This window comes from Bradyrhizobium sp. USDA 4461 (assembly GCF_054055655.1).
The window spans coordinates 3,766,045-3,785,876 of the sequence record NZ_JBSRXM010000001.1; the positions used below are offsets into that span (position 1 = coordinate 3,766,045).

General features: G+C 58.4%; 13 protein-coding genes and 3 pseudogenes. 11 read left to right on the top strand and 5 right to left on the bottom strand.

Annotated elements, in window-relative coordinates:
- Positions 1–332: 332 nt before the first annotated feature.
- From ACVINW_RS17635 to dctA, 5 genes are all read right to left on the bottom strand, one after another.
- Positions 333–1,217 (bottom strand): Effector protein NopP, encoded by an 885-nt coding sequence (locus tag ACVINW_RS17635; RefSeq protein ID WP_456752477.1) that lies wholly within the window; start codon positions 1,215–1,217, stop codon positions 333–335.
- A gap of 406 nt (positions 1,218–1,623) precedes the next feature.
- On the bottom strand, positions 1,624–2,010 hold the full coding sequence (locus ACVINW_RS17640; protein ID WP_456752478.1) for a response regulator transcription factor: 387 nt from the start codon (positions 2,008–2,010) through the stop codon (positions 1,624–1,626).
- A gap of 94 nt (positions 2,011–2,104) precedes the next feature.
- Positions 2,105–2,782 (bottom strand): response regulator transcription factor, encoded by a 678-nt coding sequence (locus ACVINW_RS17645; RefSeq protein ID WP_456752479.1) that lies wholly within the window; start codon positions 2,780–2,782, stop codon positions 2,105–2,107.
- A complete protein-coding gene (locus ACVINW_RS17650; protein ID WP_456752480.1) occupies positions 2,779–5,451 on the bottom strand; it encodes a PAS domain S-box protein in 2,673 nt (890 codons plus the stop codon). The genes ACVINW_RS17645 and ACVINW_RS17650 overlap by 4 nt, the downstream gene beginning before the upstream one ends.
- An 896-nt stretch (positions 5,452–6,347) precedes the next feature.
- Positions 6,348–7,670, bottom strand: a complete 1,323-nt coding sequence (gene dctA, locus ACVINW_RS17655; RefSeq protein WP_456752481.1) for a C4-dicarboxylate transporter DctA — start codon at positions 7,668–7,670, stop codon at positions 6,348–6,350.
- Positions 7,671–8,676: 1,006 nt separating this feature from the next.
- Here dctA and ACVINW_RS17660 point away from each other — a divergent pair.
- The 11 genes and pseudogenes from ACVINW_RS17660 to ACVINW_RS17710 all read left to right on the top strand — a co-directional run bounded on the left by ACVINW_RS17660 (position 8,677) and on the right by ACVINW_RS17710 (position 19,823).
- Positions 8,677–8,961 carry a helix-turn-helix transcriptional regulator gene (locus ACVINW_RS17660; protein WP_456752482.1) on the top strand — a complete coding sequence of 95 codons (285 nt, stop codon included), beginning with the start codon at positions 8,677–8,679 and terminating at the stop codon, positions 8,959–8,961.
- Positions 8,962–9,199: 238 nt separating this feature from the next.
- Positions 9,200–10,248: pseudogene (locus tag ACVINW_RS17665) on the top strand (aromatic ring-hydroxylating dioxygenase subunit alpha).
- Between the two features lie 3 nt (positions 10,249–10,251).
- Positions 10,252–11,003, top strand: a pseudogene (locus ACVINW_RS17670) (GntR family transcriptional regulator).
- Between the two features lie 21 nt (positions 11,004–11,024).
- Positions 11,025–11,997, top strand: a pseudogene (locus ACVINW_RS17675) (PDR/VanB family oxidoreductase).
- A 561-nt stretch (positions 11,998–12,558) separates the two neighbouring features.
- Positions 12,559–13,104 carry a hypothetical protein gene (locus ACVINW_RS17680; protein ID WP_456752483.1) on the top strand — a complete coding sequence of 182 codons (546 nt, stop codon included), beginning with the start codon at positions 12,559–12,561 and terminating at the stop codon, positions 13,102–13,104.
- Positions 13,105–13,109: 5 nt separating this feature from the next.
- Entirely contained in the window at positions 13,110–13,796 is a 687-nt protein-coding gene (locus ACVINW_RS17685; protein ID WP_456752484.1) for a molybdate ABC transporter permease subunit, read from the top strand.
- 111 nt (positions 13,797–13,907) lie between these two features.
- Positions 13,908–15,170: a serine hydrolase domain-containing protein gene (locus ACVINW_RS17690; protein ID WP_456752485.1), complete on the top strand. Its 1,263-nt coding sequence runs from the start codon at positions 13,908–13,910 to the stop codon at positions 15,168–15,170.
- Positions 15,171–15,613: 443 nt separating this feature from the next.
- Positions 15,614–16,714, top strand: a complete 1,101-nt coding sequence (locus ACVINW_RS17695) for a hydrogenase small subunit (RefSeq protein ID WP_456752486.1) — start codon at positions 15,614–15,616, stop codon at positions 16,712–16,714.
- 13 nt (positions 16,715–16,727) lie between these two features.
- A complete protein-coding gene (locus tag ACVINW_RS17700; RefSeq protein WP_456752487.1) occupies positions 16,728–18,518 on the top strand; it encodes a nickel-dependent hydrogenase large subunit in 1,791 nt (596 codons plus the stop codon).
- Positions 18,508–19,230 (top strand): Ni/Fe-hydrogenase, b-type cytochrome subunit, encoded by a 723-nt coding sequence (cybH, locus tag ACVINW_RS17705; protein WP_456752488.1) that lies wholly within the window; start codon positions 18,508–18,510, stop codon positions 19,228–19,230. Before ACVINW_RS17700 ends, cybH begins: the two co-directional genes overlap by 11 nt.
- 11 nt (positions 19,231–19,241) lie before the next feature.
- The gene (locus ACVINW_RS17710) at positions 19,242–19,823 is read left to right on the top strand and encodes a HyaD/HybD family hydrogenase maturation endopeptidase (protein ID WP_456752489.1); all 582 of its coding nucleotides are present in this window, start codon (positions 19,242–19,244) and stop codon (positions 19,821–19,823) included.
- The last annotated feature ends 9 nt before the right edge of the window (positions 19,824–19,832 follow it).

The following is a 19,832-nucleotide window of genomic DNA, read 5'->3' on the forward strand; positions in this document are numbered from 1 at the left end:
TCGGATCGCTTCACTAGGCGAGCTATAGACTGATCCCATTCCTGATTGACGCATGGCCGCACTCGTAGCTTCTCGAAACGTCAATGCCGCGTGCGTTACGTTCGGGCAGGGGCGCCCGGTTACGGGCTCAGCTCGCGCTGTAGCTGGGCACCTATCAGTTCCACAGGCCCTACCCGGTCCGAACGAAATATCGATATGCCTGATGGAGCACCAATAGCCTAGTCCTGCCTCCAATCCTCGCGCGCTTGCCGAACTGACGAACTAAGGGGATGCAGAATGCAGATAGCTTCGCGGGGGCGTATCGCGCCCTCGCGAAGCGCCAAAACATCCCCCTACATAAAGTCATCATCCTCCCAATCCGGTGAGGTATTTCCTGCACGCTCGGAGCGTTCCGTGCCTCTGCCTTCACTCTCCGCCGCTTTGGAAAGGTAAAATCGAGGTTTGTTCTCTCGCTGCCATTCTCCTTGGCTGTTCTTACCCCACTTCTCGGGATGCTGGGTAGGATCGAGGACCATCAGCGAGTGACCTATCTCAACAAAACCCAACGCTGCCGCACGGGCTTTCGCTTCCGGATTCACAGGATGAGAAAGGACCAAGGGCTCATCGCCATCAAGCCGAAGTTGGTACTCCAGCAAGATATCGCCTGCATTGTCGACCAGGGGATGCGTAACCCGAAAGTCTATCGTCGATGTGATATTCGATCGTCCGGGAAACTGTTGCTGCCAGCGGGCGCGTGCGGTTTCCTCCTTGAAGACATCATCAACGGTAGCCCCTCCTTCCGTTCGGAGAAGTCCGACGCTTTTGTTTCCTAATTGATAGCTGAAATGTCGTGCGTCGTCCGAACCGACCTTCCTGCCATGATTATAGGCGACGTCCACAGCGCGCTCGGCTTTCAATGCCACCGACCGCGAGTATTGCTGGGGATTGGCCGCGATATGCTGGACTTCATCCCCATAGAAATCTTTCAACAGTTCCTGAAATGAGGTGCTTGGGATTTCCACGATGGGTGGTTTGGCAGCTAGTGAGTACGGCCGCGCTGCGGCCGAAGATGAACCGGCATAAGCTCTTTGTGGCGCTATCTGCATACCAGAAAAGACGTCCTCGAAGCTTCGATCTTGATCTGTCCGCGTACCGCCAGTTTCAGTTTGTGTCATTCCATCAAAGTCGTAACTACCCATCCATGGAGAGCTGGGTGAGCCATCTAGTCGATTGTACATGGACGTTCGCGCTCCCATCCGAGAAAGTCGTCTTGAGTGTCAGGGCCACTTAGGCCGACGGGACGTGATAGTCAGACTGTCTGACGAGAAGCTGACTGCGATTTTTCGACTATCTTGCCGATCAGCTGTACCGTATGCCTACGTGATCGGATCTCTTTACCGTGGCCGCGCACAGTGGCTTCGCCTGACCTTGGAGAGTTCGCCCGAGTTCGCGACACAATCTCACCACAGTGGGTTTGAAATTGACTCAGGCGAGCTCGGGAGTGGCAAGCCGACAGGACGGGTCGAAACCCAATAAGAGCCCAGTCCGGGCCAATGGGAACCTAACGACAGGGGGCAGGGCTAAAGATCGGCTCTCGTGCGAGGCGGCCAAGCCGGACATTAAGTCGGCGGCCGGCTGATCGTTTCAAGCGTCTGCGCCGTCGCCATTCTCACCCAGTGCGGCATCGAGGTACTCGATCAGCGTATGGCCGGCGAAGGGCTTGGCTAAGAAACCAGTCGCTCCCGCGCTCAGAGCTGAGGCGCGCACGCGGTCATTGGGGAAGGCAGTAATAAAAATGAATGGCACGCCATAGCCACGGGTCCGCATTTCCGCCAGCAGGTCCAAGCCATTCATAACCGGCATCTGAACGTCGGTAATTACACAGGAGGTCTCGTTCAGCCGCGGCGACCTCAAGAACTCCTCGGCCGACGCAAACGTTTGAACGACGTAGCCACGCGATTTCAGAAGATTCTCTGTCGCCGCACGGACCGATGAGTCGTCATCAACGACAGAAATCAAAGGCGTGGACAAGACAGGCTCTCCTGGCGCGGGACTAACGGCTGCCGAGGCACTAGCCACCGTTGAGCGAAAAGTGGGCTCAAGTGGCTAAATTGTAAAATCATACTTAGGTTTGTTCAGGACGGTTACCGCGGATTCCCAGCGTCTCAGCCATTCTGATCAAATCCGCCAGCGACCGGGCGCGCATCTTTTTCATCACGTGTCCACGGTAGATCTTGACCGTAATCTCGGCGAGCCCCAGCTCGGCAGCTATCTGCTTGTTCATTAATCCGGTAGCGACCAGTTTCATCACCGCCTGCTCCCGCGGGCTCAAGGTCTCAAATAGGGTCTTCAGCTTCGCGACGGTCTGCTCGTCCTCGCGCCTTTTGCGATCGCGTTCGGTCGCTGCGACTACGGCGTCGAGCAGTTCCTGATCGCGAAACGGTTTGGTGAGAAAATCGACCGCTCCGCCCTTCATAGCCCTGACGCTCATGGGAATGTCGCCATGGCCGGTAATGAAGATGATGGGAATATGAACGTTCGCCTTGGCTAGCTCAGTCTGAAACTCAAGGCCGCTCAGGCCTGGCAGCCGGACATCAAGAACCAGGCAGCTAACAACATCGGGAAGCTTGCTCTGCAGCATTTCGCGGGCCGATCCGAATGCAACGACGTCCAGGCCCACGGATTGAAAAAGGTTCGTAAGCGATCGACGCATCGAGACGTCATCTTCAACAACGAAGACGATCGCATGCGCCGACGCCTCCGCCTTATTGCCTTCGCGCTGGGAGTTGGAGCGTTCACTCATGACACGATCTCCTTGTGCAGCGGCAGGTCAAACCGAAAGGTGGCCCCCGGCCCCTGCTTGCAGACGACCGAAAGACGCCCTCCGTGAGCTTCCACGATCGAGCGGCAGATCGAAAGCCCCATTCCAAGGCCGCTCGGTTTTGTCGTGAAAAATGGGTCTAACACTCGGTCGACGTCATTCTCGGCGATGCCGATGCCGCTGTCAGTCACGGCGACCCGCACGTGCCCCATATCGTCGCTAGACGACCGGATCACTAGTTCGCGCGGCCGCTCCGTAACTGCGTCCATAGCTTCGATCCCGTTCATCACCAGATTGATGATCACCTGTTGCAGTTGAATCCGGTCACCGAGGACTGCGGGTAACCCCGCCGTAAAATCGGTTCTTAACGTCACCTGATGGCTGATCAGCTCACGTGTCACAAGCGCAATGACGTCCTTGACGACGTCATTGATGTCGAGCGGCAGCATCTCGATCTCGCCTTTCTTCGCAAGTGCGCGAACGCGACGGATTACCTCGCTTGCTCGGATTGCGTCTTCGATTATCCACTCGACCGATGAGCGCGCGGCGGAAAGATCTGGGGGGGCGCGGTTCATCCAACCGAGGCACGCGTCGGCGTTGCTGATAATAGCGGCGAGTGGCTGGTTGATCTCGTGGGCGATGGTCGTTGTCAGCTCTCCTAATGTCGTCACACGCGTCACATGCGCCAGCTCTGCCTGTGCCTTTCGTAATTCCTGTTCGGCTTGATCTGCACGAATGATAGCCGTCATGTCAGTGCTTACGCCGCGGTAGCCCAAAAAATTGCCGTCGAGGTCAAAGAAAGGCTTGCCACTCGTTCGGACGTAGATCGGAGATCCCATCCGATTGACGGTGCGATAGACCAGATCCCGAAACGGCAGATGCGCCTCCAGCGTCGCCCGGTGCTCCCGCCACTTCTCAGGTTCTTCTTCGACGTCGCACGCGATGTCCCAACGGAGCAGACCCATCAATCCTGTCGCCAGGATTCCCGCAGCGCTGGTGTGCTCTGACAAGCGGGTCACCTGATGATCTGGCCCGGTCTCCCACAGCCAGTCGGAAGCTGTTTCGGCATAGTCGCGAAAGCGCTGCTCGCTTTCGCGAAGCGCGGCAAGTGTGCTTTCCAGACGTTCCCTGGCCGCGTATTGTTCAGTGACATCCATATGTGTTCCGATGAGTTCGCTGACATTGCCGTCGCTGCCAACCACGACATGGGCAACGGAATGTATGTGCCTCATCGAGCCATCTGGCATGAGAACTCGAAAATCGTACTCGAAGTGCCCGTCCTTGTCTTCTCTGGCCAGACGCTGCACTTCCTGAAGTCGCGGGAGGTCGTCTGGATGAATACGCGACCGAATGGTCTCTATCGATACAGCCTCTTGCGGCTCGAAGCCGAATAGACGATCCACTTCAGCGGACCGATAGATAAAATCGAGAGCGTAGACGTCCCATGACCAACTGCCCGTGTGACTGAGACGTTGGGCTTCCGCAAGATAAGCCTCGCTACGGCGTAATTGTTGCTCTGCTTGCCTTGCAGCCGTGATATCAGTCGCTGCCCCGACGAACTCGACGTCACCAGTCGCGGTTCTTGTGGCGCGTGCCCGCGCGTGGATGTGCTTCACCGATCCATCCGGCAGCAGTAACCGGTATTCATGCTCGAAGCTTTCTGCATCTCGCATCGCTTGATCGATGGTCTCCTGGACCGACGCTCTATCGTCCGGATGCGTGCGCGCGACGACCAGTTCCGGCGCCGGAACCGTCTGCGGGTCCAACTGGAGAATTCGAAACATCTCCTTTGACCAAAAGACTTCGCCGGTGGCGACGTTCCAGCCGAAGCTGCCTGTATTGCTCAACTCCTGCGCCTGGGCCAAATGTGCTTCGCTTCGCTGTAGGACAAGCTCGGTCCGCTTTCGCTCCGTGATATCTTCACAGGCTATGAGGACAACGGGTCGGTCATCGGCCCAGAGCATTGCTTTGGCATTTTCGCGTACCCACAACACCGAGCCGTCTTTCCGAACTTTCTGGGCCTCCCAAGTTTGCGATCGACCGATATCTTCAAGGCAGGTCCGAATGCATTTGCGGGCGAACGCGCGATCCTCGTCCAGAAAGACTCCCAGGATGGATTGACCGATCAGTTCGGAGCCTGCATAGCCCAGCTGTGTCGCGCCGAGCGTATTGACGTTGAGGACGGTACCGGCTTCGTCGACCATGACGTACATGGACGGATTGTGCTCAAAGATTGCGCGCCACAGCCTTTCACGATCTTTCAAATCGGCGGTGCTGCGCCGGAGCTCGGCCGCAGCCTCTCGCGCGGCCTCCCTGTCCTGGCGGACCTTTCCAATTAGGTGCGTTCCGACAATCGAGACAGTAAAGAAGGCGACAACCACCAGAAGAACTTGGGGGTCCTCGATCCCAAGACTGAATGCTGGCGGCGCGAAGTAGTACGCCAAAGCAGCGATAGCCAAGATGGAAAGGGCAGACGACGCAATAAAGCTGCCGATCAACGAAAACAGCAATATTACCAGCAGATAGCCGAACGCCGTCGCAGCGAAATGTGTTTGAAGGTACAAGGAGGCCAACGTCACCACCGCCAGCGTTATGCTGCCGAATGTGAACTGCGTGGCTGATCGCTTGAAGTTATTGACTTGGTTATACATTCTTTGGCCGTCTGGCCTTTCTCCAGCGGGAGAGTTATAACATTTTAGGCAAAAATGGGGCAAATCTTTCGGCCCAGGCGAGGCTCGCCATATTCCGGGTCAATTGATTGCTTCCAGCTGAACTCAGCACGTACCAAAGAAAGGCGCATTACAAACGTAGGTATATTTGTTCTAAACCTTGCAATGTGGCGCGCTGACCCGCGTACAACCGGGCCGGAGATGTCCGTTTCCTTCGCTGCCGATAATCGCTAGGCGGGCACCGGAGTTGTGGACGAATACAGCTGCGTGGCGCCAAGGTCCGTTCCAATGACGCGCACAACGACTTCTCAATTCCACAAAGATGCTAACGCTGAACAACGAGGCACGTCGTCGCCAATGTCCCAAAGAACCGCGATGAGGCCTGGCACGCCATGACGTTAGTTCGATAACACCATCTTAGCCTGGTTGAGGTAACAAGCCCGACGCGATGCCGTAACGCGCACCGGAGCAAGCGGATGGCTGAATGAGCGCCGCCACCCGTGGGCGGAAGAACCCAGCTCAGCGGCCACGTACCAAGCTATTTTGTGAGCAAACCCGGTACCTTGGGCTGTCAGGCCGGGCAGGTTCTGTCGGAATCGTATTGTGTTGCCCCGCGCAAATCTTGCGCCAGCATTTCAATAATGGCAGCTTTCGCGTCACGGCGCGCCAAAAATATCCGTCAAAAAAGCGACTTCGTTTGCGTGGAATTCTCAAACGTGGTTGGCGCGCGACATGGAGGAAGTGGTGTGAACCGCAGATCCGCGAAAAAAGCGCAATCCGCGGTTCAAGTCAGCTGTGCCGCCTTGAACTGCGAACGAACCAGGGAGCTAACTGCACTCAATTGAACATGCCTTGAAATCACGAATAAGATCCGGAGCCTACCTCCTTGATGCTCGTGTATCGATACTGGTCGAAGCGGCGGGCTGCTTGAGCCGAGCGTGCAGCGTAGCGTCGTCCAGCTCGCCTTCCCACCAGGACACGAACACGGCAGCGATACCATTGCCGGTGATGTTGGTAAGGGCGCGTACCTCGCTCATAAACTTGTCGATCGAGAATACGATCGCCATGCCCGGCACCAGCGCGGGGTTGACCACCGACAATGTCGCGGCCAGGGTGATGAAACCTGCGCCGGTGACGCCGCTTGCCCCCTTCGAGGTCAGCATTGCCACGAGCAAGATCGTGAGCTGCTGGCCAAAGGTGAGATCGACCCCGAGTGCCTGGGCAATAAACAACGTCGCAAGCGTCATATAAATGTTGGTGCCGTCGAGGTTGAAGGAGTAGCCGGTTGGAACCACGAGGCCAACTACGGGCTTTGAGCAGCCCAGCCGCTCGAGCTTCTCCATCAATTGCGGTAGCGCGCTTTCCGAGGACGAGGTGCCGAGCACGATCAGAAGCTCGTCTTTGATATAGATAATGAATTTGAAGATCGAAAAGCCGACGATCCGCGCGATCAGGCCGAGCACGACGATCACGAATATCGCCGCAGTCGCATAGAATAGTACGACTAGCCCGATCAGATTACCGAGCGCCGCCGGCCCGAACTTGCCGACCGTGAAAGCCATCGCGCCGAACGCACCGATCGGGGCCGCTTTCATGATGATGGCAATCACGCCGAACACCGCGTGCGCGACGTCGTCAATCATGCCGCGCAGCCGTTCTCCACGCTCCCCAAGCGCCATTAGCGAAAAGCCAAACAGGATCGCGAACAGGAGCACTTGCAGAACATCGCCGCGAGCGAGGGCGCCGACCACGGTATCGGGAATGATATTGAGAAAAAAGTCGACGGTCTTCGAGGCTTCCGCCTGCTTGACGTAATTGGCGACCGCCGCGGCGTCCGGTTTGACCGCAAGACCATGGCCGATTTGGACCAGGTTGCCCATGACAAGGCCCAACACCAAGGCAAAGCTCGATGCGATCTCGAAATAGACCAGCGCTTTGATGCCGACGCGCCCGACTTTCTTTGCATCCTGGATATGCGCGATGCCGGATGCGACGGTGCAGAAGATGATCGGCGCGATCACCATCTTGATCAGCTTGATGAAGCCGTCACCGAGTGCCTTTACCCAGTCGTTGGTCGCGACCGACGGCCACAGCCAGCCGACGATGGCGCCAAGCACGATCGCGATCAACACTTGAACGTAGAGAATTTTATACCAAGTCTGCGGTGCGCGCGCGGACACCGCAGTTGCCATGGTGGTCATGACGCTTCCTTCCCGAATACACCCGCATGCCAGCCGCTGCGTCGTTGAGAGGCGGCGGCATCATACGAGGCTGTCATTTTAGCCATGTCCGATAGAAGACGGTTCCGAGAGCCGGCGCGTCATTCCAAAGGCAGGCGTTCAGTTACGTTATCGTGCTTCGTCAAGCAAGATCTGCACCAGAGGCCCAACCAGACGATCGAGTCGCTATCAGATAAGCCGCTTTTCTTCTGACGAGGTCTGTTTGAATCTTCGAATGGCATTTGTGTGGTCGATCGCGAAGGTTGCTCAGCATCGCCGCGTCTTGCTGGCAAATTGCCCGAGTTATGTCTCGGCATGGAATTCCTGGAGTTATCGGTACGCTTCGCCCGCTGACGTTGATGCGACAGTACGCTTCATTGATAACGTTGATTGTTTGGATCGGAGGCATCCATGCGATGGAAGCGTGCGACATCTAGCGGGTTGCTCGACGTCAGGCGTATCTGCATCGGGCGGTCGCTGAGCCGTTTGGTTGCCTTGGCGTCACGATGGAGCTTCGATCATTCCGCTTTGGCGTTTTGAGCGTTCTTTTTCTAAACGCATTGCCAGGTATGACGAGACCAATGTGACTTGTTCCGGCTGCGAACGTACTGGCGAGTTCGAATGAGTTGCGACAATCGGACGACGGTGAGCGCACTCAAGTACAGAAGTGGTGATCTGGTGAAACCGGATGGTTCGGCAGAATTTATGCGCGGAGCGTTTCTGCGTCGCCTTGCGAAGGCGCCAGATCACCTAATGGACGTCTTCGCAGCCGCGAGCCGTGATTGACCAATGTCGTAGGCTGGAGCGGGCGCTAAATACAAGAAGGCTTGCCGGCAGGGCGCAGGGGACTAATAGCGCCCTTCAACTTGGAGGGTGCCGAAAGTCGCCTCCTCGATATTCGGTATCCCTCCAGAGAGCGCGCTTCTCCATGATGTTGGCACGACAAAGTGCCGCCGCTCGCGGCCAGCCTCTCACCTGGAGTTCTCAAATGCCCGATCAGATGTCAGGTCTGTCGACGCGGTTCCTGCGTACGCCGGAGGCTGCGCGTTATCTTAGCCTGTCCGGCCGCACGCTCGAGAAGCACCGCACATATGGCACGGGGCCAGCGTATCGAAAGATCGGCGGTCGCGTCATCTACGCACTGGATGACTTGAGAGCATGGGCCGATCTCGGCACCAAGTCGTCGACGTCGGACCCCGGCAAAGGGACGGTGTTGCCGGCTAAGAAACGCCCGATGTTGCGCCCCTATGCAGGCCAGGAACCACGTCGATAGCCGTACGAGGCCGCGTCAGTGCAAGGGCGAGATCCCGTCGGATGTGCGCGATAGCAAGCCTGAATTCAGGCGGCAGCTGTTTTGATGCGCGCACCACATGCTTCGCTATGGCCGCGCAGAAACGACAGTCTCCGTTTCTGTATACAAGAACGCCACTGTAAGCTCGCGTAACCGTCACTTTTTCGGCCTGTTTCGAGTGAGTGTATACTGGTGGTGTCCCTAAGTGAGGAATCGGCGCATGAGCCATTGCTTTCCGACCAATGTCTGGTACGCGGCCGCTTGGGATACAGAGGTGAGGCAGGCACTGTTGCCGCGCACGATCTGCGGCAAGCACGTCGTGATGTATCGGCGCGCTACCGGCGAGGTGGCAGCACTGGAGGACGCCTGTTGGCATCGGTTGGTGCCGCTCTCAAAAGGGCGCCTTGAGGGCGATAGCGTCGTCTGCGGCTATCATGGGCTGAAATACAACGCGCAGGGCCGCTGCACCTTCATGCCTTCGCAAGAGACGATCAACCCCTCTGCGTGTGTACGTGCCTATCCTGTGGTCGAGCGCGATCGTTTCGTCTGGCTGTGGATGGGTGATCCGGCGCTAGCCGACCCGGGCCTGGTGCCGGACATGCACTGGAATGATGATTCCGCTTGGGCCGGCGACGGTGACACCATTCACCTGAAATGCGACTATCGTCTGGTTGTCGACAACCTCATGGACCTGACGCACGAAACTTTTGTGCATGGCGCTAGCATTGGCAATGACGCCATCACGGAAGCGCCGTTTGACGTCACCCATGGTAAGAAGACCGCTACCGTAACGCGCTGGATGAAGGGGATTGCCGCGCCGCCGTTTTGGGCCAAGCAATTGCAAAAACCTGGTCCGGTGGACCGCTGGCAAATTATCCGTTTCGAGGCGCCGTGCACCATCAATATCGACGTCGGAGTGGCGCCCGCAGGAACCGGCGCGCCCGAAGGCGATCGATCGGCTGGCGTCAATGGTATTGTCCTCAATACCATTACGCCCGAAACGGAAACGAGCTGCCATTATTTCTGGGCCTCGTGCGCAATTATCGCCTGAACGAACAGCGCCTGACCACCGAACTTCGCCAAGGTGTTTCCGGCATCTTCCGTGAGGACGAAGTCATTCTCGAGGCGCAGCAGCGCGCGATCGACGACAATCCCGACCGGGTCTTCTATAACCTCAACATCGATGCCGGCGCGATGTGGGCCCGCCGCTTGATAGATCGCATGATCGAGGCCGAGAATCCGCAGCACGGTCGGCAGGCCGCGGAGTAGGGCATGGTCGAGCGCGACAATGACCGCTCCGTCTCACAGACGGTACGCGCCCAGCTCAGCTTGCGCGATCTGATCCTGTCGGGCGACTTGCGGCCGAGCGAACGGATCTCCGAGTTGCAGGCCGTGGAGTCGACCGGCACATCTCGCACTCCGGTGCGAATGGCATTGGTTCGGCTGGAGGAGGAAGGACTTCTGGAAGCGATCCCTTCTGGCGGCTTCATGGTGAAGGCATTCTCCGAACGAGATGTCTTGGATCCGATCGAAGTGCGCGGCACCGTGGAAGGTCTGGCCGCGCATTTTGCTGCCGAGCGCGGTGTTTCGTCGCGCGATCTTGAGCCTCTAAAAGGATGTCTTGACGAGATGACGGCCTGTTGCGGCAGGATCCAATTTTCGCCGAGGCTTCCTCCTCCTACGTCGCGCTCAATGCGCGTTTTCATGCGCTGTTGACCGAATTGTCGCGCAGTCCGCCTTTGATCCGGCAGGTTGATCGCGCGTCGGCGCTACCATTCGCTTCGCCCAGCGGCTTTGTGATGACCCAATCGACACTACCGGACGCGCGCCACACACTGTTGATTGCGCAAGATCAACACCGCGTCGTGGTCGATGCAATCGAAAACCGCGAAGGTGCGCGGGCCGCGGCAATCATGCGCGAGCACGCCCGAGTGGCGGCGCGCAATCTGCGCTTGGTGCTCAGGAATAAGACACATTCTGACCTGCTGCCAGGACTGGCGCTCATCAGGATGGCGGGCGATTAACGGAAATCTCCATGCGCTTTTATTGAAAACTGGACACAAGCCGCGCTCGTCGCGACGCGCGATCTGACTCCTTCGATCCGCGAGTTTCTGATCAAACCGGAAAACTTTGATGGCGTGGCCTATCCGGTCGGCAGCCATATCAATATCGCCGTCACTATCGATGGGCGGCCGGAGACGAGGTCCTATTCCTTGGTCGGCGAAGCCGACGCTGCCGGATATCGCGTCGCCGTGCGGCGCGCGGAGGACTCCCGCGGCGGCTCGCAATACATGTGGTCGCTCGCGCCGGGCGCGCGGCTCACAATTACGTCGCCCTCGTCGCTGCTGCCGATGGACTGGGCTTGCCGGCATTACTGCCTGATCGCGGGCGGCATTGGTATTACGCCGCTGATCGGGGCGGCTCAGGCGCTGGCACGCCGCATTGCCGACTTCACTCTGCATTATGCTGTGTCGTCCCGTGAGGAAGCCGTCTATTTGGACGTTCTCGCCCCCTTGCTGAACGAGCGGCTCATTGTCCATCCAGGCAGCGAAGGGCGCAGGCTCGATTCCGACGGCCTGTTCGCCTCGCTGCCGCCCGACGCCTTGACCCTCTTGTGCGGTCCGATCCGGATGCTCGATGCCGCCCGCCGGGCCTGGGCCTGTGCAGGTCGCGCACTATCCGCCCTGCGCTACGAGACCTTTGGCTCGAGCGGCTCACTGCCGACCGACGGGTTTCCGGGTGCGCCTTGCAGATCGGTCTCTTGAGATCGAGATTCCGCGAGATCGCTCATTGCTGGACGTGCTCAATGAGGCTGGTTGCGAGGTGATTTCGGATTGCCGGCGCGGCGAATGCGGCGTCTGCGCCATCGATCTCGTCGAAATCGACGGTGATCTCGACCACCGCGACGTTTTCTTCAGCGAGCAGCAAAAGCACGCGAACGAAAAGATCTGTGCCTGTGTCTCTCGAGCCCGCGGCACCATTACGGTCGATATACTGCACCGCCCGGACGGGCCATAGATCCGTTGCGACACGTGCTTTGGGCGGGTCGGTGATTAACGCATGTCCCACGGTATGCTCCGTTATCATAGAACAGTGCGCGCATGATTGCCGGGTGACGGTCGGCAGCTCCTGTCTTTGTCCTCTGCGACACGCAAGCCGAATACGTGGACTCCGAAACCTTTGTTTTTCGGTCGCGTCCATTCTCGCAGAAGGACTTTAGCCGGCTTCGGCGCTTATACACGCTCGCCTCGGGAGACAAAGAAACCAATTAATACTTCGGTGCGGAATCACGTGAGGATTTGCATCTATTGATTTCAGAGCGCCGACATCTGTCGGCGGCCAGCTCTCCTGTTCATTCTGCCGACGCTGTCTGTTTGAGAACAAAGATGCCGGGAACCTGACAGCGGGTTGGGTTCACTGCACAGTGATGCTGGCGTCCATGTGGGTTTTTTCTCGCTTAAGCACAAAGCGCGCCACATTTCGCAAGCGGCACGGAGATTGCTGGATGGCGCGCGAGGAGCTGCCGCCGTCTGATCGGTCGGAGCGGCCCCCTCACAGGAGTTTCCGATGAGGTTTGCGATGCCGCTGTTGCTCGCAGAAACAACGCGTATAAATGTTGTGGCCGCCAGGAGATCGCGCGTGCCGGACGGCAGGGGTACCACCTCGCCAAAGCCGGCGAGGCGGTCCGAGCTCGCGTTGAGCGGTAACGCAAGCACTAAGCTCGATAGTCAAGGCACGCAAACTGCAACATTTCAGGCGTTCCGCTCGAGCGACAGCATTCGCCCGATTGAGTTTCTTGAGAATGCTCCTGTGGCTCCAGAAATCCACCTCACGACTGCGGCGAACTGGGCGTCAGGCGTCGTGAATGGCGCGGAGACCCGCGAGCCGTCGTCGTTCACGATGTTGTCGATCCGCAGGCGCGTCGTGGCTCGAAGAGCGGCAGGTGAAGCAAACACAACGAATGCGGTCGCCATCCTGCAAGCGGTGCAGCCGAAGCCAGGCACGGCGCCCAGTTCGTGGGACCTGGACCCGATCAAAACGCGATGCGCGCGAGAGTCCTCGGGGGGCCGGGTGTGCAAGCGACCGCTGCGCGGGCATGGCGACATGCTCTCACCGGTGGGCTGACGCACATGGATGTCCTTTCGCCCGAGATCTGGCAATCCGTTGCGCTCACGGTCGAGCTCGCCTGCGTGACGACAATGATCCTGCTGGTGATTGGCGCGCCGCTCGCGTGGTGGCTTGCACGGTCAAAGACGGTTTTGAGCGAGGCGGTCGCGACAATAATTGCGCTGCCGCTTGTGCTGCCGCCGACGGCGCTCGGTTTCTGCGTCCTCGTCCTGCTCGGCCCGAACGGACCCGGCGGGCTTCTCGCCTCTTTTTGGGGCGAGCACACGCTCGCATTTACCTTTGCGGGAATCGTCGTGGGGTCGGTCCTTTCGGCGCTCCCTTTGGTGGTGCAGCCGATCCATAGCGCCTTTGTTGCAATGGGCGACCGCCCGCGGCGAGTTGCGGAAAGTCAGCGCGCTTTTCCGTTGTACGCCTTCATTACTGTCGGCCTGCCGCTCGCGCGACTGGAGTTCCTCAGGGCTGGCATCCTTGGCTTTGCTCACACGATCGGCACATTCGGTGTCGTCATGATGATCGGCGGCAACATTCCTGGGCGCACCAAGGTGTTGTCAGCCTACGTCATTGACTACGTCCAAGCATCGCGCTGGCGCGAAGCAAGTTGGGTTGCGGGCGGGATGGTGATGTTCGCCTTTGCGGTCATGTTCACCCTAACCCTCATTGACAAACGGTCTGCCAGAAGGGGCGCATGAGGGGCCGCAAGCCGGATCGAAGCACCTTCGGTGTGCTGGCCAAGCATGTCCGGTCCTAACCGAGCGGCAGTATCGCATGTCAAATCGGCCCTTTTTCTTGGCGAGGATACCATGAACAAACTCGTTGCGGCCGCGGCGGCTGCCGGTATCAGCTTCAATTCAGCACACTGCGCGCCTTTGCCGGAGGCGAGGGCCGACGACGTCGGAGTTTCCAGCCAGCGCCTTGCCAGACTGGACGAGTTCTTCGCTCGGGAAATCGCGACCAAACGAGTGCCGGGCGCAGTGGTTGCAATCGCCAGAGACGGCAAGCTGATTCACTACAAGGCATATGGGCAGCTCGATCCTGAAAAAGGGACCTCGATGCGGGTCGATGCGATATTCGCGCTCGCATCTATGACCAAACCGATGGTGGCGGTCGCCGGCCTTACCCTCACGGAACAAGGTCGCCTGCCTCTGCGGGCCAAACTTGTGGATTACTATCCCGAATTTGCAGACATGAAGGTGGGAGTGCCGCAGCCCGACGGCTCATTAAAATACGAAGCGCAGAGTTCTCCAATTTACGTCCACGATCTTTATCGCCACACATCAGGGCTCACCTATGGCGCGCCACCGCATAGCGCAGACCAAGTGGCGCGTCTCTATCCGGATTTCGCAGCTCCGCCGGTCAAGGGCGATAAGCAGGCTTTCATCGAAGCCATTACCAAGCTGCCGTTGGCGCACCAACCGGGCACGGAATTCGAATACGGCTTCTCGACTGACGTGCTCGGAGCTGTCGTGGAGCAGGTTAGCGAGCAGCCATTGGGCGAGTATCTTTCCAGCAACGTGTGGAAGCCGATTGGAATGCGGGATGCCACTTTTCACTTGTCGGGATCGCAACGCGAGCGGCTCGCGCGTCCGTTTAAAGACGACCCGCTGACCGGAAAGCCGCAAAGCATCGAGCTTCTTGACAGTCCGATCAAGTTTGACTGCGGGGGAGCCTGTGCATTCGCGACAGTTGGTGACTACGTGCGCTTCGGGCAAATGCTGCTAAATGGCGGGGAGCTCGATGGGCGGCGAATTCTCGGTCCCAAGACCGTGCATCACATGATCTCCAACCACCTTGGTCCAGAGATCAAAAACAAGGTCGCTCATGTGGAGCCGCACCGCGCCGGCTTTGGGTTCGGGCTCGGAGTGGCTGTACGCATACGCGAGGGTCTCTCGGCTGTTCCGGGCAGTCCAGGTGAGTTCGCCTGGACCGGCGCTTACGGAACACAATTTTTCTGTGATCCAAAGGAGCGATTGGTTGTGGTGGTCGGGACGGCCGCGCCCGGAGAGATCCGCAAGTACTACCGCGAGCAGGTCCAGAATATCGTCTATGCCGGAATAGTACGATAGTTGCTTGGCGTCGGAAATGCTCGACGGTAGCTTGGATGACCGGCAAATGGTGCTTGCTGGCGGATCGGCATCAATGTCCTTTGCTATCCGCGTCGAACGAATCGGACCCAGTGCTTGGAACGAGCCATTCTGATCGAAATCTCAGCACGGTGCCCGCGAACTGCGACAATTATCCTGCCGGCCGTACTTAAAGAGCGAGTATGGTGCATTCGCCGCCAGGAGCGAGCCATTGGATGATTGTTGGAGTTCTCACGTCGACGGTCCAAATCGGACACCTTAAGCACGAGAAGTGGTCAATTGCGCAGCCTGCGCCTAGCTCGCCAATCGCGCTGAAGGTCCCCCAGCGACTGCTTGGTATCCGTCAGATGTTTGCTGTGCAGTGGCCTGTTTCTTGCTGCTGAGCGTCGGCATCGTTACGGCTGACGCATCACTTGGAAGGGTTCATGGGCGGGATAGAGGAAACTTTCTACAGCGTGATCAGACGTCAGGGTATCACGCGTCGCAGTTTCCACAAATTCTGCAGTTTAACGGCCGCAAGCTTCGGACTCGGTCCGCTCGCAGCAAGTAGTATCGCCAATGCCCTGGAGAGCAAACCGCGTATACCCGTCATTTGGCTGCACGGGCTCGAGTGTACCTGCTGCTCCGAAAGCTTTATCCGCTCGGCGCATCCGTTGATCAAAGATGTGCTGTTGTCGATGATTTCACTCGACTACGACGATGTGATCATGGCCGCGGCTGGTCACCAGGCCGAAGCCGTCCTGCAGGAAAGCCGTGCCAGGTACAAAGGCAAGTATGTGCTTGCCGTCGAAGGCAACCCGCCGCTGAACGAGGGAGGCATGTTCTGCATTGACGGCGGCAAGCCGTTCGTTGAGAGGCTCAGGTGGATGGCGGAAGCATCCATGGCGGTCATTGCTTGGGGGACCTGCGCATCCTGGGGCTGCGTGCAGGCGGCCAGGCCCAATCCGACCGGTGCTGTGCCGATCGACAAGGTGATCTCCAACAAGCCGATCGTCAAGGTTCCCGGGTGTCCCCCCATCGCAGAGGTCATGACCGGCCTCGTAACCTTCATCACCACGTTCGGAAGGCTTCCTGAACTCGATCGCCAAGGGCGCCCAAGGATGTTTTATTCCGAGCGCATCCACGACAAGTGCTATCGGCGTTCGCATTTCGACGCCGGCCAATTTGTCGAGGAGTGGGACGATGAATACGCCCGCAAGGGTTACTGCCTGTACAAAATGGGCTGCAAGGGGCCGACCACCTACAATGCCTGTTCGGCGCTTCGCTGGAACGGCGGTGTTTCATTCCCTGTTCAATCCGGCCACGGCTGCCTCAGTTGCTCCGAAGACGGCTTTTGGGACAAAGGTTCATTCTACGACCGGCTCACGGCCATCCAGCAGTTCGGCATCGAGAAGAACGCCGATCAGATCGGCATGGCCGCTGCAGGCGTGGTTGGCTTGACCGTTGCCGCACACGCGGCAGTCACGGCCGTGAAGCGATTCACCCGCAAGCCGGATCGCGCAGTTCATAAAAATAAGCCGACTTGAAGGGAGTACGACGGTGGCCGTCCAGACACCGAACGGGTTCAATCTCGATCGTTCCGGCAAGCGAATTGTGATCGACCCGCTGACCCGGATCGAGGGCCACCTGCGCGTCGAAGCCAACCTCGATTCGGACAACGTGATCCGCAACGCGATCTCGAGCGGGACGATGTGGCGTGGCATCGAAGTCATCCTGCGCGGGCGCGATCCGCGCGACGCTTGGGCGTTCACCGAGCGGATTTGCGGTGTCTGCACCGGCACCCATGCGCTCGCCTCCGTCCGCGCCGTTGAAAATGCGCTTGGGATCGCTATCCCGGAAAATGCCAACTCGATCCGCAACATCATGCAGCTGTGCCTGCTTGTGCATGATCATCTCGTGCATTTCTATCACCTGCACGCGCTGGATTGGGTCGACGTGGTCTCCGCGCTCAAGGCTGATCCCAGGTCCACCTCGGCACTGGCGCAGTCCATCTCGCGCTGGCCGCTGTCGTCTCCTGGCTATTTCAAGGATTTGCAGATCAGGCTCACCAAATTCTTCGGGTCAGGGCAACTCGGTCCGTTCAAGAACGGCTATTGGGGACATCCAGCTTACAAGCTGCCGCCGGAAATGAACCTGATGGCCGTGGCGCATTATCTGGAAGCGCTCGACTTCCAGAAGGAGATAGTCAAGATCCAAGCCATCTATGGAGGCAAGAACCCACATCCGAATTGGCTGGTCGGCGGCGTAGCCTGCGCGATCAACATCGACGGGACTGGTGCGGTCGGTGCGATCAATATGGAGCGGCTTAACCTGGTGTCCTCGGTCATCGACCGTTCGATCGAATTTGTCGAGCAGGTCTATCTGCCCGACATCGCAGCGATCGGCTCCTTCTATAAGGACTGGCTGCATGGCGGTGGGCTTTCTAGCAAAAGCGTGATGTCCTATGGTGACATCCCTGAAAACGCTAACGACTGTTCCGCGAAAAGTCTCAAGCTGCCGCGCGGCGTCATTCTTGGCGGCAATCTTGAGGAGATTTTGCCGATCGACCATGGCGATCCCGAGCAGATCCAGGAATTCGTCGCGCATTCATGGTATAAATACCCTAGCGAGTTCAGCGGCCTGCATCCCTGGGATGGCATCACCGAACCGAATTTTGAGCTAGGGGCAAAGGTCAAAGGCAGCAGAACAGATATCAAGGAACTCGACGAAGGCGGCAGGTATTCCTGGATCAAGGCGCCGCGCTGGCGCGGCCACGCCGTCGAGGTCGGGCCATTGGCGCGATACATCATCGGTTATGCGCAAGGCAAAGCCGAATTCAAGGAGCCGGCCGCGAGACTGCTCAAGGGGCTCAATCTTCCCTTGACCGCGCTGTTTTCGACGCTTGGCCGTACCGCGACGCGGGCACTCGAATGCCAGTGGGCGGCGCATCAGATGCGCTATTTCCAGGATAAGCTGATCGTCCACATCAAGGCAGGCAATAGCGCAACTGCCGACGTCAGCAAGTGGAAGCCGGAAAGCTGGCCTGATGAGGCCAAGGGTTACGGTTTCACTGAAGCGCCGCGCGGTGCGCTCGGGCACTGGATCAAGATCAAGAACACCAAGATCGACAATTACCAATGTGTCGTGCCGACGACGTGGAACGGCTCTCCTCGCGACCCCCGGGGCAATATTGGCGCTTTTGAAGCCTCCCTGATCGGTACTCCGGTCGCCGATCCGCAGCGGCCCTTGGAGATATTGCGCACGATCCATTCCTTTGATCCGTGCCTGGCGTGCTCGACCCACGTGATCAATCCTTCCGGCCAAGAAATGGCTTCGGTCAATGTACGTTAGGTCCATACTGGACAAGGCTCCGAAAACCGTTGCCATCGTCGATGCAGCGCCGACTGTTCACGGCGCCGACTACGTTTATGAAGCGCCCGTGCGAGTGTGGCATTGGGTCAATGCGGCGGCCATTCTGGTGCTCGGCGTAACCGGTTATCTCATTGGAACTGGGACACCGGCAATGCCGGGGAAGGCCAGCGGCAATTTCCTGTTCGGCTACATCCGCTTTGCGCATTTCTTGGCGGGATATTTGCTCGGCGTCGGATTTCTGCTGCGCATCTACTGGGCCTTGATGGGAAACCCGCATGCCATGCAGATTTTTTGCGTGCCTCTCTGGCGCAGATGCTTTTGGCGCGAAGTGTACGGCGAAATGCGCTGGTACGCCTTCCTCGCAACTGAGCCTGAAAGGCACGTCGGGCACAATCGGTTGGCTCAGCTCGCGATGTTCTTCATGTTCACGCAGACCACCACGTTCATGATCGTCACAGGCTTTGCACTTTACGGGCAGGGCGCCGGTCGTGACAGCTGGCAGTACAAGCTGTTCGGCTGGGTATTCGCAATCTGGCCGAACGGTCAAGACCTCCGTACCTGGCATCATCTCGGCCTGTGGGTGATCGTGACCTTTGCGCTGGTCCACATTTACGCGGTGATCCGGGAAGACATCATGTCGGGCCGGAGCATCTCCTCGATGATTTCGGGTCACCGTCAGTTTCGCGATTGACTGGGAGGCGGATGCTGAGCCCGGAGAACAAGAAAAGGATCCTGGTGCTCGGCATCGGCAATATCCTTTGGGCCGATGAGGGATTCGGCGTGCGGGTGGTAGAGGAGTTTTATCGTCGCTACACCATCGATGACAACGTCTCCATCCTCGATGGTGGCACGCAGGGGCTCTATCTCGTCGGTTTTCTAGAGCAGGCCGATTGCCTGATCGTGTTCGATGCCGTCGATTATAGACTTTCGCCTGGACAATTGAAGCTCGTGCGAGATGACGAGGTGCCGAAATTTACCGCTGCCAAGAAGCTGAGCCTGCATCAGACCGGCTTTCAGGAGGTCTTGAATGCAGCCGACCTGCTTGGTCGCTGCCCGCGAGAGATCGCTCTGATCGGCTGTCAGCCGCTTGACCTGGAGCATTGGGGCGGTTCGCTGAGTGCACCGGTGCGCTTTCAGATCACGCCCGCGATCGAACTGGCTTGCAAACTGCTGGCCCAGTGGGGCTCACCGGCAAAACCGCGGGGCTCGCCGCTGTCTGCATCAGAATGGCTGTTGGGAAACAATATCGACCAGGTCAATTATGAAAGGGGGCGGCCGATCTAGCGGCCGCGG

Bases quoted from the DNA above. Each gene is read 5' to 3' on its own strand.
- ACVINW_RS17635 (WP_456752477.1), bottom strand. From the start codon at position 1,217: ATGTACAATCGACTAGATGGCTCACCCAGCTCTCCATGGATGGGTAGT.
- ACVINW_RS17645 (WP_456752479.1), bottom strand. From the start codon at position 2,782: ATGAGTGAACGCTCCAACTCCCAGCGCGAAGGCAATAAGGCGGAGGCG.
- ACVINW_RS17650 (WP_456752480.1), bottom strand. From the start codon at position 5,451: ATGTATAACCAAGTCAATAACTTCAAGCGATCAGCCACGCAGTTCACA.
- dctA (WP_456752481.1), bottom strand. From the start codon at position 7,670: ATGACCACCATGGCAACTGCGGTGTCCGCGCGCGCACCGCAGACTTGG.
- ACVINW_RS17660 (WP_456752482.1), top strand. From the start codon at position 8,677: ATGCCCGATCAGATGTCAGGTCTGTCGACGCGGTTCCTGCGTACGCCG.
- ACVINW_RS17680 (WP_456752483.1), top strand. From the start codon at position 12,559: ATGCCGCTGTTGCTCGCAGAAACAACGCGTATAAATGTTGTGGCCGCC.
- ACVINW_RS17685 (WP_456752484.1), top strand. From the start codon at position 13,110: ATGGATGTCCTTTCGCCCGAGATCTGGCAATCCGTTGCGCTCACGGTC.
- ACVINW_RS17690 (WP_456752485.1), top strand. From the start codon at position 13,908: ATGAACAAACTCGTTGCGGCCGCGGCGGCTGCCGGTATCAGCTTCAAT.
- ACVINW_RS17695 (WP_456752486.1), top strand. From the start codon at position 15,614: ATGGGCGGGATAGAGGAAACTTTCTACAGCGTGATCAGACGTCAGGGT.
- cybH (WP_456752488.1), top strand. From the start codon at position 18,508: ATGTACGTTAGGTCCATACTGGACAAGGCTCCGAAAACCGTTGCCATC.
- ACVINW_RS17710 (WP_456752489.1), top strand. From the start codon at position 19,242: ATGCTGAGCCCGGAGAACAAGAAAAGGATCCTGGTGCTCGGCATCGGC.